Source organism: Hymenobacter roseosalivarius DSM 11622, assembly GCF_900176135.1.
In the GTDB taxonomy this organism is placed as follows: domain Bacteria; phylum Bacteroidota; class Bacteroidia; order Cytophagales; family Hymenobacteraceae; genus Hymenobacter; species Hymenobacter roseosalivarius.
The window spans coordinates 186,187-199,659 of sequence record NZ_FWWW01000075.1 but is presented as its reverse complement, the minus strand read 5'-3'; the positions used below and the strand labels follow the sequence as shown (position 1 = coordinate 199,659).

General features: G+C 49.1%; 11 protein-coding genes and 1 pseudogene. All 12 read right to left on the bottom strand.

The window, feature by feature from the left end; all coding sequences use genetic code 11:
• Window positions 1–1,012 (bottom strand): annotated as a pseudogene (locus B9A24_RS13445) (hypothetical protein); the annotation flags it as partial.
• A gap of 126 nt (window positions 1,013–1,138) precedes the next feature.
• The gene (locus tag B9A24_RS13440; RefSeq protein WP_143434934.1) at window positions 1,139–4,864 is read right to left on the bottom strand and encodes a sensor histidine kinase; all 3,726 of its coding nucleotides are present in this window, start codon (window positions 4,862–4,864) and stop codon (window positions 1,139–1,141) included.
• A 127-nt stretch (window positions 4,865–4,991) separates the two neighbouring features.
• Window positions 4,992–5,243, bottom strand: coding sequence for a hypothetical protein (locus B9A24_RS13435; protein ID WP_084446530.1), 252 nt, complete (start codon window positions 5,241–5,243; stop codon window positions 4,992–4,994).
• Window positions 5,244–5,283: 40 nt separating this feature from the next.
• Window positions 5,284–5,841, bottom strand: a complete 558-nt coding sequence (locus tag B9A24_RS13430; protein WP_084446529.1) for a DUF420 domain-containing protein — start codon at window positions 5,839–5,841, stop codon at window positions 5,284–5,286.
• A complete protein-coding gene (locus tag B9A24_RS13425) occupies window positions 5,813–6,346 on the bottom strand; it encodes an SCO family protein (RefSeq protein WP_262490597.1) in 534 nt (177 codons plus the stop codon). The genes B9A24_RS13430 and B9A24_RS13425 overlap by 29 nt, the downstream gene beginning before the upstream one ends.
• A gap of 147 nt (window positions 6,347–6,493) precedes the next feature.
• Window positions 6,494–6,835, bottom strand: a complete 342-nt coding sequence (locus B9A24_RS13420; RefSeq protein ID WP_084446527.1) for a cytochrome C oxidase subunit IV family protein — start codon at window positions 6,833–6,835, stop codon at window positions 6,494–6,496.
• A gap of 75 nt (window positions 6,836–6,910) precedes the next feature.
• A complete protein-coding gene (locus B9A24_RS13415; protein ID WP_084446526.1) occupies window positions 6,911–7,684 on the bottom strand; it encodes a cytochrome c oxidase subunit 3 in 774 nt (257 codons plus the stop codon).
• Between the two features lie 21 nt (window positions 7,685–7,705).
• A complete protein-coding gene (locus tag B9A24_RS13410) occupies window positions 7,706–8,293 on the bottom strand; it encodes a cytochrome c oxidase subunit 3 (RefSeq protein ID WP_084446525.1) in 588 nt (195 codons plus the stop codon).
• Between the two features lie 12 nt (window positions 8,294–8,305).
• The gene (cyoE, locus tag B9A24_RS13405) at window positions 8,306–9,157 is read right to left on the bottom strand and encodes a heme o synthase (RefSeq protein WP_084446542.1); all 852 of its coding nucleotides are present in this window, start codon (window positions 9,155–9,157) and stop codon (window positions 8,306–8,308) included.
• Window positions 9,158–9,209: 52 nt separating this feature from the next.
• Window positions 9,210–10,286: a COX15/CtaA family protein gene (locus B9A24_RS13400; protein ID WP_084446524.1), complete on the bottom strand. Its 1,077-nt coding sequence runs from the start codon at window positions 10,284–10,286 to the stop codon at window positions 9,210–9,212.
• A gap of 166 nt (window positions 10,287–10,452) precedes the next feature.
• On the bottom strand, window positions 10,453–12,309 hold the full coding sequence (locus B9A24_RS13395; RefSeq protein ID WP_234997261.1) for a cytochrome c oxidase subunit I: 1,857 nt from the start codon (window positions 12,307–12,309) through the stop codon (window positions 10,453–10,455).
• A gap of 27 nt (window positions 12,310–12,336) precedes the next feature.
• Window positions 12,337–13,404 carry a cytochrome c oxidase subunit II gene (locus B9A24_RS13390; protein WP_084446523.1) on the bottom strand — a complete coding sequence of 356 codons (1,068 nt, stop codon included), beginning with the start codon at window positions 13,402–13,404 and terminating at the stop codon, window positions 12,337–12,339.
• Window positions 13,405–13,473 lie beyond the last annotated feature (69 nt).

The window sequence follows — 13,473 nt, the reverse complement described above, 5'->3', positions numbered from 1 at the left end:
TTATATAATCGAAGTCAAAGCCCCGCGTCATTAGCCTGCCATCGAGATACACGCGCTCTGAATTAGCCAAAACCACGATAAACTGCTCGCCATTCGTGCCCCGTAGGCGGTATGGGCCCTGCACGTTTTCCAGGGGCGGCAATTCGATGGAAGCAAACTTGCCCTTGGCCACGCCGGCCGCGGCGGTAGTCACGCTCCGCTTACCAACGCCCTGCGTTAGCTTGGCCTCCACAGCAGCGCCCTGCACGTTTTTGTAGAAACGCAGGAAATAATCGGGGCGGTTTCGCAGCACTACGTCGCCGGCCGTCAGGCTCCAGCGCGGATGCGTAAGGGTAATATAGAGGCGGTCGAACTCCTGTAGCTGCTGGGTGTTGCCCTCGGGCTGAAAGGGCACGTTCTGGTCAGAAATGGCGGCCGTAAGGTTAATCTGATCGGTGAGCTTGCCCTCCAGTTGCAGGTTTAGGGCCGAGTTCACGAATACATTCTGCGTATTGCCGAAGGAAATGCCCCGCGCCAGACTACCCGTTTTGTTGATGCCCGGCGTAGCCAGAATCTGCTCTTTCACTGCAAAATCATTGTAACCGAAAGACCGGGGGGCAAAATTGAGGCTATCAATCAGGGTACGCGGGCGGCGGAAAGTTGGTGCCGCCAGCCGCAGGGGCAGCACCCGATAACAGACCAGCACGGAATCGGGCCCGGTAGGCTGAAACACAATGTCCGGCTGCCCAGGGTCAGGAGCCGGAAACCGACTAGACGGCCGGATAATCCGGTATTGATCCGTACTTGAATTATAGCTGACCGAGCGCCCATTAGCCGTTACCGACGCGGGCACAATCGTCAGAGAATCGGGCAACGAAAAATCGGTGGTGTCGCGGTTGGTAAGCAGGCGCACCCACCGGCAGCGGCGCGTGGTGGGCGGTCCTATTTGCTGGGCCGCTACCACCTGGGCCAACATTAAAAACGTGAGCAGCAGGCTGAAACGCGGAAGGCTTTGCGTAAAGCTGCTACTCATGCTACGTATTTTTCAAGCGGGGGGCTTTTTTCAGCTCCACAACGTGCGAAGCCACCAGATTCGTGCCGCTATGCCAGGATAGGACTAAGCGAGCGGATAAAAGAAGCCAGGGACAACCATCATCCGTTATTCTGGTGCCAACGGCAGCTCAATACAAAACCGCGTACCCACGTTTTCCTCCGTTTCAAACCAGATTTGCCCCCCGGCGCTTTCAATTCCGCGCCGCGCAACAGCCAGGCCAATTCCCGACCCGGACGTCTTGGTAGTGAAGTTGGGCACGAACACTTTCGCCTGCACATCCTCGGGAATACCGGCGCCATTATCGGCTATGCAAATCACGATGCGGTCGGTGCCACGAAGTTCCAGGCTGGCATTGATCTGCGGCTTGCGCCCCTCCGGCACCGATTGCAGGGCGTTGATAAGTAAGTTGTTAAAGGTACGTACCAGCAGGTTTTCGTCCGTAAAGACTACATAACGACCGTTCTTGGCGTCGGCGGGCACCTTCAACCGAATGCTGCCTTCTCCCACTCCACCCTTGTGCAGGCTCACGCAACGTCGTAAAATAGGCACCACGTCCAGCCGCTCCGGACGCATGGCCGGCAGGTTGGTGAAGGTCGAAAACGACGTGGCAATGTCGCTGAGCACGTCAATTTGCGTAATGAGCGTCTGGGATATTTTGCCAATCAGCTCCTCCGTATTCGCGCGGCGCTCGGCAATGGCTTTCTGCAGATACTGGAGCGAAAGCTTCATGGGCGTCAGCGGATTCTTTATCTCGTGAGCTACCTGACGGGCCATTTCGCGCCACGCCGCTTCCTTTTCCTGGGTGGCCAGTTCCTGCTTACTTTCCTCCAGCTTCAGCAGCATAGCGTTGTATTCCCGCACCAACAACCCGATTTCATCCGACGACTCATAGGCCAGCATTTCATTTTGCCCCGTAAGCGTGGTTTGCTTGAGCTTCTCGGTGATGATCTTGAGGGGAGCCGTCAGAATACGGGAGGCGACAAATGCCAGCACCAAAAAGATAATGAACATCACCGTGAAAATGTTCAAAATGGTAGAAATCAACTCAATAAGCTTATTATCAAGCTCTTTCTCGGAGTCAAAAAATGGAATACCAACGTACCCAACTATCACATCGGGGCGGCCGGGACGCACCACGGCACGCAAGGGCAGGTATAAGGTATTAAAAGACAGAGAGCCAGCTGTTTCGGTAAGCAGTACTTGCGGTTGCCCTTTCTCCGCTAATTCGGCCACCGCCCGCGGATGCATCAAGGTGCTCAGCAGCCCTGACTCAAAAATCAAGGGCTGGCTGCTTACTTGCAGAATACCATCGGCACCGTACAGGTTAAGATCTGTTTCGGTCAGATCAGATACATTTTCGGCTAAATCAATCAGGGCCGCGCGGCCGGACGAATCGGCCAGAAGGGCCCGGTTTTTCAGCAGACTTTCCTGCACCGTTTTGCCCCGCCGCTCGTAATTGCGCCGCAAATCCCGTTGATACGACGACGTGACTTGGCTGGCCGTAGCGATACTAACGATGAGCAGCGGAACGAGAATGCCGAAGTTGAGAAACAACTGAATCTTGGTGCTAAACGTGGTGCGGAAAACCTGAAAATACTGGCCCCGCGCCAGCATATAGCTCCCGATTACCAACAAGCCAAAGAAGGTGTGCAGCAAAAAGAGAAAGGAGAAGTTCGCCAGCCAATCGTCGAAAGCGTACATGGCCGTCGTTACCACTACGGTGCGGCGCTGAGCACCCCGAACGGCCAGATGATGGAACCCATCGACAGCCAAACCCACGCTATACAAGCGCGGATCTTGCCGTTGAGCGGGAGTAAGCTGATTTACGTAATCAAAATCGCCTTCCTTATACACCAACCGCCCGTTTTCATAGCCAGCATAGCTTAAATCGGAGCCCAGGCCCGGCTGGAAAAACTTCTGATCGACCAGCAATTCAGGTACGACACTATAGGCTGTCAGTTTTTTGAGTGAAAGCTCTAACAGAACGGTACTCGTGCCTCCCGCGGAAGTAACCACTGGTACAAAAGCCACATAGCGCCGGGAGCTAAAGGAGTTGCTGTTGTGAATCAGATACAGGTCTGGGTGATCTGTGGACAGGGCAGTACGCAGAAGGCGCCGCCGCAGCTGAGGCAGATTCAGTGTTTCCTCGTTGCCATCCAGAGAGCGCCCTGCAGGGTCGAAGAGCGTGATTACAATCTCATATTTATCAAAGTAGTCGCGCAGGTAATATTTCACGATCTTCTGACGCACCACATCCTGGTTGGCGAAAGGGCGCGCCAGCATAGTCTGGATTAATGGGTCGGCGGCCATTTGGCGGGAGCGCTCCGCCAACAGATATTCACCCTGCAAGTCATTATCAACCAACAGGTTACTGGCGATTCGCTGCTTGTTTATGACTAGCTGACGATCGAAGTGTTCATATAAAGCCAAAGCTCCTACCACTGAACTCACCCCCAGCATCAGGAATATAAATAAGTAAACCTGATAAGGCACCACCGAGGCTACTTGCCGCAGGCCCGTCAGCCGCACGATAAAAAAGAAGAGCAGGGCAAGCCCTAATAGTATCCCGTTGGTCAGGCTAAAGGCCAGCCCTAAAGGCAAGACTATAAGCGTTGTTAGTCCCAACAACACGATACCCACACTACGCGTAGCCGGTCGCACGGCCGCTATAAATAGCTGCGAGAGCATATAAAAGCCAACCAGATAACTTCCGGTATGCAGAATAATAGCCAAACACAGCAACCCTTTAAATACCGACACATCGATACTCTGGGTCACGTCGAGCACTAACTGGGAGTTATTGAAGCTATTGGAATAAAAGCTGAACAGCAGCTGCAATAAGCCATAAAAGCTTAGTACCGCCGTAGTAGCTACGATGAATAGCAAGTAAAACCGCCGAATCCGCCGCACCCGCCGCACTATTCCAAAGCGTCGGAATAGTAGCAAGGCATAATACGACAAGGCCACAAACAAACAGGCGTTGATCAACAGGTCGCCCAAGGAGGGTGAAAGCCATGAAGCCGCATACAAGCGCGGATCGAATAATGGAACCTCAACCAGCGAAAATGGCAGCCCTAAGAACAGCAGCGCAGCGCGCAGCGCCATGAGAGAGAATACCACCGAGCCTACTCCGGCTAGTATCCGGCCCGTGGAGAAGAAGCCAATGGCCAAGCGGAGCCAGCCAGCCAGGTACAACCCAAAACCCAGTAGCAAAAACGCCACGGGCAGGTACTTGCCGGTGACAGGATCAGGAGCAGAGCTCTCAATCGAAAAGAGATAATCTCCTTCTTCAGAGAAAAGGCGTGGTAATCGGGGGTTGCTATTAACTACCAGCCGCACATTTGCCCCCCGGAATAAGGCCTGCTTAGCCCCCTCGCGCAGATAGCGGTTGCTGATGCCATATCGCTTCTCCAGGGGGATATACGTTAGGATGGTGTGCTGCCCAACAGGACGGCGCAACACCAGATACTGTCCAAACCGCATATCGGCCAGCTTCTCGCGGAAGCTCTGGCCCACATTGGCTACCTCTGGCCGGATCGTATGATCAGACCAATACAATAGTTTCTCGCCTTCAAAGACAAAGCAAGGATAAGTGGTTAAACCAACAAGAGAGCTGAAATTGAGCACCTGCCCCTGCAAGCGCTCCGCAACTTCATCAGCTTCGCGCTCAGCGGTGCGCTGTGCCTCAATAACCAGATTTTGCAGACGCGCCGTTTCGGCGCGCAATAGGACCTCCGGCACCTGGCCATATCGATTGCTCAGGTAAGCTGCCACGAAACAAAGCGTAGCGGCCAACAGCAAAACCAGTGGAGACGAGCGAACTAACTTCAAAGGCAGTCAGGGTGCTAATGCACCACCACAGATGAGAATGGGATTTTAACAAAAATGCCGCCATTCGGCGGCATTTCCTATTCCATTGCTGACTACGCTTGCTATTAGCACCGCCCTGCCAGTGCGCTTAGCCTTGTTTTTTGGCTTGGCTATGCCGGTACCAGATAAACCCAACAACTCCCATCAGTACATAAGGTACCGTCATAAGCATTAATATGCCCTTGTTCAGACCAGAGGCATCATACTCATCCTTACCGCCCCGCGCCGACTCAACCTGTGTTTTGCACATTGAGCACTGAGCTTGCGCCGAGATAGGAGCAACACAAAGCAATAAGCCGAATAGGAAGGTAAACAAACCGATAATAGCTGCCTTTTTCATATTATTTCAACACTTTAATGAAGACAAAGTTTCCTTATTTCTATGTGTAATAGGGCGAGATCATAAAGTATACGATAACGCCCGTAACGGATACATATAGCCACACGGGAAAGGCCCAACGGGCTATTTTTCGATGTTTAGTAAACTGCTCAGTTAAAGCAAAGTACAGGGTAAACAACACTAACCCAACCGTCACGATGGCTAAAGCAATGTGCGTGAGCAGCAAAAAGAAGTATACATACCGAATAACACCCTCACCCCCAAAACGCGTGGACTCCACCTGGGAGTGATATACGACATAAGAAAGCAGAAAAATGCCCCCCAGCGCAAAAGCACTAGCCATCATGGCTCGGTGGCGGGCTACTTGTTTGTTTCGAATGAAGTAGTAGCCCAGCAACAGACAGATTGCGGTAAGTGAGTTTAGTACGGCATTTAAGGCTGGCAGAAACTTTACTTCCGCTCCCGGAATGCGAAACGCATTAGGGAAGTAATACAGAACAGCAACCAGCAGAGGCACAACAGCTGCCAGAACTCCCAGAATAACCTTGTACTTAGTAAAATCGCCCGGCTCAAGCGCGGGGCTCGTCGTTGTGGTCATAGGTGTAAAGCAACACGGAAATTTCAGTAATGAGGCGGTCTATTTCTCTGGCCTTCGTACCATCATAGATACCCCGCACCCGGTGGTTGCGATCTACTAGGAATAGCTGTTGACTATGCTGTATGGATGGTGCCTCGCCCACAGGAGCAGGAAGCCGATACTCTTCCGTTAACAACCGGTTCAATTGGTTTTTGTCACCAGTCAGAAAAAACCATTTACCAGCTATAGCTCCGTACCGTTCAGCATACCGCTCCAGCACTGCTACCGAATCCTGCGTTGGGTTCACGGTATAAGAAATCAGCCGGACTCTTGGCTCAAAGCGAAACTTCTCCTGCACACGCGTGAGCTGACTATTTCGCTGTGCACAGTCCTGCGGACAAGCTGTGTAAAAGAAGCTTGTCACGTACAAACCACCTTTCAGATCTTTTTGGCCCACAACCCGACCTGTTTGAGACGGGAAGCTATAATTCCGTAATCTGTGGAAAACAGTATCGCGCTGCCACATCCCGCCTACTAGTGTTGAATCAACATGGTCGGGTAGGTAAGTTGGCAGCGCGTAACGATTTGTACCGAATGACTTGAGAAACAAGAAAGCCAGTACCGGCACCAAAAGAATAAGGCCCAGAAACAACGTTTGCTTGGGCCTCATGCCTTAATTAAGAGCGTTTTGAATGGACTCACCGACATAAGAGCCTTCGCTAACTAAGGCTACTAGTAGCCAAATCAGAAGACCCATCGGAATCAAAATCGTCCAGATAAGTCCTTTCGTCTCATGCTTTAAGTGCATGAATTCGGCAACAATGAAAAAGGCCTTAAAGATCGTCAGGATAATGAAGATTGTATTGCGCAAAGTGCCAGGGTCCATCACAAATACGAACACGAACTCAAGAGCCGTGATACCTACAAGCACGAAGAATGTCTTCCAGATCCAAGCCGTATTGGGCTTTGGGATTTCGCCTAGCTGTGGCGGTTGGTTAGTGCTATGTTGAGCCATAACTTTTGAATTTAAATCTTAACTCAAACGACTGAATACAGATCGTTCCAATGAGAATTCTTCGTTTCTGAGATACTAAACGAGGTAGAAGAAGGTAAATACAAACACCCACACCAAATCTACAAAGTGCCAGTACAGACCGATTTTCTCTACCATCTCATAGTGTCCTCGCTTTTCGAAGGTACCATTGGTAGTTGCGATGAATGACCAAACCAGTAGGCAGATACCGCTGAATACGTGGGTGCCGTGAAAACCGGTAATGAAGAAGAACAAGTCGGCGAAAAGCACGGGCCCATATTCATTTCTTTGCAGGTTAGCGCCAAAAAAACGCGTACCGTCTACCATCAAAGTTCCCTTCTCAGTACCGCCAATAAAGTGTGACCACTCCCAAGCCTGGCAGCTTACGAAGGTGGCGCCAAATAAAATGGTCCACAATAGCCACTTCTGCACATCTTTCTTGTCCATCCGATGGCCAGCCTCTACAGCTAGAACCATTGTTACGGAGCTAAAAATCAGAATCATGGTCATTAGGGCCACAAATGCCAAAGGCAAATTGACACCATGTAGACCAGGGAAAGAATTAAATACTTTATCTGGGATAGGCCAATAAGCTGTTGAGAACTCAAATGCCTCGTTGGTACCGGTGTAAGCCAAATGGCGATGGCGCATCAACCCATAAGTGGTCAGAAATGCAGCAAACGTAAAGGCATCCGACAACAGGAAGAACCACATCATCAGCTTGCCATAGCTAGCCTTGAAGGGCTCATTGCCCCCATCCCATGTGCCAGTGCGTGGCTGCTCCTGGGTGGATGGCGAAGATAGAGTCTGTGTCGTTGAGGTAGTGGCCATATAAAGCGGGTAAGGACGAAATCAGTGGTTCAAAAGTAGGAACAAATACAAGTACAACCAAAGCGCTCCCAAGAAGTGCCAGTAGATAGTTCCATTGGTAATAGCCAGCATTTGACGAGAATGCACCTCATAGCGCAGACTCTTTACTACCACCAGTACGAGAAAAATAAGACCAGTGATTAAGTGGAACCCGTGAACTCCCGTGAGTACATACATAAAGGAGCCTGATGGATTGGAGTCGGCCCCGCCAAAGTATACTCTGTTACTCACCAATTCGCCCCATACTTGCCACTGCCCTATCAGGAAAAGCACGCCTAAAGCCAGGGTTGTCAGCATTCCGATTTTAACTTGACGCAAATTGTCCTTACGAGCTGAAAACCACGCCCACTGCATGGTAGCAGAGCTGATGGCGATTACGATCGTATTAAATAGTAACCCGGTAGGCAGATCAAACTCCAACCAGTTGCCTTCATCGCGGCGAACAATGTAGCCGCTTGTTAAGCCTGCGAACATCATCAGAATACTGATGATGAGCAGAATGAGCAATAGACGCAACGGGTGAAGACCAGTGCCGGTCTCTTTGTCGGTAAGCGTTTCAGAAGGATGCATACAGCAAAAGCGTTATAATTTATCAAACACCAGCGCAATCTGCACGATTGGCAGGTACAGAAAAGACCCAAACATGATGTTCATAGCCGCCTTTTTCGAGCAAGTACGCATCAGGTAAAAAGTCTGCATGAGAAATAATACCCCACACACCACCGCAATCATCGCTGATATCTTGCCGGCCATCCCAAACTGAAGGGGCAGTAAGCTTAGTGGAATCAGCAAAAGCGTGTAGGTCATTATCTGGAAAGCGGTGCGCAAATCTTTGCCCCCCGGAGTAGGCAACATCTTAAATCCCGCACGCTTATAGTCCTCATCTAAAACCCACGCAATGGCCCAAAAGTGCGGAAACTGCCACATAAATTGAATGCCAAATAGCACCCAAGCCTCTATACCCAAAACTCCTGTGGCCGCTACCCAACCAATAAGTGGTGGCATACCACCGGGAATGGCCCCCACAAAAACGCAGATCGGTGAAATGGTTTTAAGGGGCGTATAAATAAAGCCGTACAGGATCAGGGAGAGTAGGGAAAGAGCAGCAGTTAGCAGGTTGAAATAATAAGCCAATAAGCCTAAACCTGCTAATCCTAAGACTATTGCGAATACCCAAGCTTCTGGGATGCTAAGTACTCCCATTGGCAACGGACGCTTAGCAGTACGCTTCATGAGCTTGTCTAAATCGCGCTCATGAATCTGGTTAATTGTATTGGCCGAACCTGTTACGGCTAACCCGCCCAGCATTACTAGCAAGGCCCGACTCCAGTCTAACTCATGTACACCGAGCAGGTAACCAATAGCGCTTGAGAAGGCAACGGTGATTGAGAGCCGGAATTTGAGCAGCTGGAAATAAGCTTTGAGTTTCGTCATCAAGGATGGGTACAAAACACCCGATTGAACTTTGTCAAACGGGGCCGCAAAGTTACGCAACAACATGCGGATAAGTGGGCTTTGCTACTGATTTCGCCATTCTATGGTAAGCGACTAACACCAAGAATTGCCCCCCAAACAATAAAGTAGCTACTGTAAGGTGCACTGGCTGCATAGCTGCGGGCAATGCAAAGTAAGCCAGAACGATACCTGCCAGAATTTCTAAACCCAGGAACCCAAGCACCGCAGTAGTCAACTTGTGGAGCCGTTTGGATGGCAGCCTGTATAGCTGATAAGCGAGGTAGACGTTTAAGAGTAGAAGTAACAATGAGAACGTCCGGTGTACCTTAAAAATGCCCCCCAGTTGCTCAATCCAGCCTGCACGGTTGCCGTAATTCATAGTTGAAGCGACCAGGTCTACTTCTTCCCGTACTTGTGTACCTAGCACTATTTGACCAAAAGTGAGCAAGACCATTATCCAGAGTCCGGCTGTTAAGACAGGAGAGAACGGTATTGCTTCTGCTTGTTCAGTGGATTGCTGTGAACGATCAACAGCGTACAGGAGCATAGCCACAATTACAAGTGCTAACCCCATATGGATAGTCACCATTATCGGCAACAAGTTCGTTGAGACAACTAACGAACCTAACCACCCCTGAACTCCTACCAGAATAAAGCCGCCGAAAGCAAGCCAGAAAACTGTTTTATCTCGCCGCCAATAGGGCACAGCGAAAATGACAGTCAAGAAAACAAATACTCCAATTAAGGCACCCAACAATCTATTTAGGTACTCAATCCAGGTTTTAGTGACATTAAAATCCGTTTCAATGTATTGCGTAGGGTGCGCAAAAATGTCGCCTGCTACTTGCTTAAATCCAAATCGCTCAAGTGTGGCGGCCAGTCGCTTGTTTTTGGCTACTCGTTGAGCAGTATAAATTTCTTTGTAGTCAGAAGGGAGTTGACTAATGTGGATTGGTGGTATCCAAGTACCAAAACATTTGGGCCAGTCAGGGCAACCCATACCAGAGCCGGTGCTTCTCACTACCCCACCTACTAGAATGAGTAAATAAACGGCAGCAATTGTTAGAATACCGATAAAGCGAAAGCGGCGCACGAAGGCAGGAATCATTGTGCTTAAGATTTTCGACTAGGTTCGGATATATAACAATCAGAACTCACTTTTTGCCCAAAAAAGAAGGGAAATTCAGGTCGGCCAGCCGACTTTGAACTTCCCTTGTAATAAAAAAACGAGCCGCCGTAAATACAGCGGCTCGTTTTTTAAAGCTGGGGGGTAATTATTCAGCTGTTTCGCGCTCGTTAGGCAAGTTTGAAGACTGCGTTTGCGAGTACGGTACATTTTGTGGAATAAAGTCCTTTTCTGCACCAGGCTTGCTATAATCATAAGGCCAGCGGTGAACAGCAGGTATAGCACCAGGCCAGTTACCATGCCCAGGGATGACAGGAGTAGTCCATTCCAAAGTGTTCGAGTTCCATGGATTTTCAGTAGCACGACGACCACGCCAGATACTATAGAAGAAGTTGAAGATGAAAATGAACTGGCCTATAAAGGCAAATATGGCAGCAGCTGAGATGAACTTGTTCAGGTCGGCGAACTGGCTGAAGCTATCAAAACCAGTCCAAGCGTAGTAGCGACGGGGGAAACCTGCGATACCAACGTAGTGCATCGGCATGAACACCAAGTATACACCAATGAACGTGAGCCAAAAGTGAACATAACCCAACTTTTCATCAAGCATACGGCCGAACATCTTTGGAAACCAGTGATAAACGCCAGCAAACAAACCAAAGAAAGCCGAACTACCCATTACCAAGTGGAAGTGAGCCACTACAAAATAGGTATTGTGCATCTGAATATCCAGTGCTGCATTACCCAAGATAATACCGGTCAAACCTCCTGAGATGAACAGCGACACGAAGCCAATAGAAAACAGCATGGCAGTAGTGAAGCGAATATTTCCCCGCCATAGAGTAGCCAGCCAGTTAAACACTTTCACACCAGATGGTACGGCAATAATCAGCGTCAGGAACATGAATACTGATCCCAAGAACGGGTTCATGCCCGTCACGAACATATGGTGGGCCCATACGACGAAGGAAAGCAAAGAAATGCCTATTAGCGACCCAATCATGGCCCGGTAGCCAAAGATGGGCTTACGAGAATTGGTAGCCAGAATTTCGGATACCATACCCATCGCAGGCATGATAACGATGTACACCTCAGGGTGACCTAAAAACCAGAATAAGTGCTGGAATAGAATAGGGCTACCACCGGTGTTATTTAATGCTTGGCCAGCAATGTATATATCTGACAAGAAGAAGCTGGTACCAAACGAACGGTCGAAGATCAATAGTAGAGCAGCCGAGAAGAGCACGGGAAAAGCTAACAAACCTAATATAGCAGTCAAGAAAAACGACCAGATAGTCAGTGGCAATTTACCCATTGACATTCCACGAGTTCTTAGGTTAATAACTGTAGTGATGTAGTTAACACCACCCAACAACTGGGATATGATAAAGAGGGCCATGCTCACCAACCACAGCGTCATGCCAGCGCCTGAACCTGGAATCGCCTGTGGCAATGCGCTCAAGGGAGGATAAATTGTCCAACCAGCGGAGGCAGGGCCGGTTTCAATGAATATAGAGCTGAACATTATAATACTGGATATAAAGAAAAACCAGTAAGAAAGCATATTCATGAAGCCTGATGCCATATCACGAGCTCCAACTTGCAAAGGAATCAAGAAGTTAGAGAATGTACCGCTCAAGCCAGCCGTCAGCACAAAGAACACCATGATAGTGCCGTGCATTGTAACGAGGGCAAGGTAGAACTCAGGATTAAGCTTACCAGCTTCAACCCATTTGCCTAGTACAGGTGTCAACCAAGACATAGTTGACTCGGGCCATCCTAGCTGAAGACGGAATAAGCTAGACAGCGCACCTCCCATAATGGCCCAAAAAATACCAGTTATAAGGAATTGCTTAGCAATGACTTTATGGTCCTGACTAAATATATATTTAGTCAGGAAACTTTGCTCATGGTGCTCGTCATGATGTAGGTGCTCATCGTGCTCAACATGAGGCACTGTGGGCGTTCCGTGTACTGGAGCGTTGGTGGGAATATTAGCAGCCATACAGTTGAGCGTGCGTTATATAGTAAGTTAGAGCGAAGCTTTAGTAGTCTGAGTTAAGACAGCGGCAGCATCAGCCGCTTTATCTTTAACCAGTTTATCTGACTTCTGTTTGAAGCTAGCTAAAACATCAGGATTCTGTTCTGCAAATGATTTTTGTTGAGCAAACCAAGCTACGTAGTCATCGGGCTCATCTACAACTATGGTTGCTTTCATAGCAAAATGCCCACGACCACATACTTGTGAACAGGCTAGCTCATAGTTGAATTTAGGGTTACCTAATTGAGCACGCATTTCATCCGTAGTTTTAGTGGGAGTGAACCAAAATTTGGTTGGCATGCCTGGCACTGCGTACATCTGCACCCGGAAGTTTGGCATATACACACCATGCAGCACATCGCGTGACCGAATCTTAAGCAATACAGGATGGCCCTTTGGCACATGGATTTCATTCACAGTGAAATCATCCATGGCATTGTTGTCATTCAAATCGAAGCCAAATTCGTTTGTTGCATCAATTAAGCGGTAGTTAACCACTCCTAATTTCTGATCACGGCCAGGATAGCGTACCAACCAGTTGAACTGCTTGCCCATTATTTCCAGAACGATAGAATCTTTAGGAGCAGGACCAGTAATCTTAGTCCACTCTTTCCAACCTGCGAACACGAGGCTAGCCATCACGATAGCTGGGATCAATGTCCAGATAATCTCAATCTTGTTATTGTGAGAAAAGAAGAATGCCCTGCGTCCTTCCTTATGCTGATACCGGTAAGAGAAGATGAACAGCATAAGGTGGGTTAGCGCAAAGGCTACACCCAAAATGATCATCGTAGTCCAAAACATATTTTCTACTGCATACCCATGAATGGACGCAATAGGAGGATTCATCTTATCGTAGTTGTCGATAAATGACCAAGCGAAGGCCCCCCCGCCAACCACCATAAAGATGATCATAAGGATAGCATTGACTCGGTTGCTCATGCCGATTTCACGGGTCAGGCTACCAGAAAAGATGGAAGTAAGGATCTGGAGGCGAAACAACAAGCCGAATACGACTAGCAGAAGCACCAATACCAGTAGGATACCAAGAGCAATCATTATCTAGGGATAGATGTGAGTACAGTGATTATGAGTATGTAAGTAGTAAGCGTACCACCTATTTGGGTT

Coding starts and splice junctions, on each gene's coding strand:
- B9A24_RS13435 (WP_084446530.1), bottom strand. CDS start 5,243: ATGAAAAAGGCAGCTATTATCGGTTTGTTTACCTTCCTATTCGGCTTA.
- B9A24_RS13430 (WP_084446529.1), bottom strand. CDS start 5,841: ATGACCACAACGACGAGCCCCGCGCTTGAGCCGGGCGATTTTACTAAG.
- B9A24_RS13425 (WP_262490597.1), bottom strand. CDS start 6,346: ATGTGGCAGCGCGATACTGTTTTCCACAGATTACGGAATTATAGCTTC.
- B9A24_RS13420 (WP_084446527.1), bottom strand. CDS start 6,835: ATGGCTCAACATAGCACTAACCAACCGCCACAGCTAGGCGAAATCCCA.
- B9A24_RS13415 (WP_084446526.1), bottom strand. CDS start 7,684: ATGGCCACTACCTCAACGACACAGACTCTATCTTCGCCATCCACCCAG.
- B9A24_RS13410 (WP_084446525.1), bottom strand. CDS start 8,293: ATGCATCCTTCTGAAACGCTTACCGACAAAGAGACCGGCACTGGTCTT.
- cyoE (WP_084446542.1), bottom strand. CDS start 9,157: ATGACGAAACTCAAAGCTTATTTCCAGCTGCTCAAATTCCGGCTCTCA.
- B9A24_RS13400 (WP_084446524.1), bottom strand. CDS start 10,286: ATGATTCCTGCCTTCGTGCGCCGCTTTCGCTTTATCGGTATTCTAACA.
- B9A24_RS13395 (WP_234997261.1), bottom strand. CDS start 12,309: ATGGCTGCTAATATTCCCACCAACGCTCCAGTACACGGAACGCCCACA.
- B9A24_RS13390 (WP_084446523.1), bottom strand. CDS start 13,404: ATGATTGCTCTTGGTATCCTACTGGTATTGGTGCTTCTGCTAGTCGTA.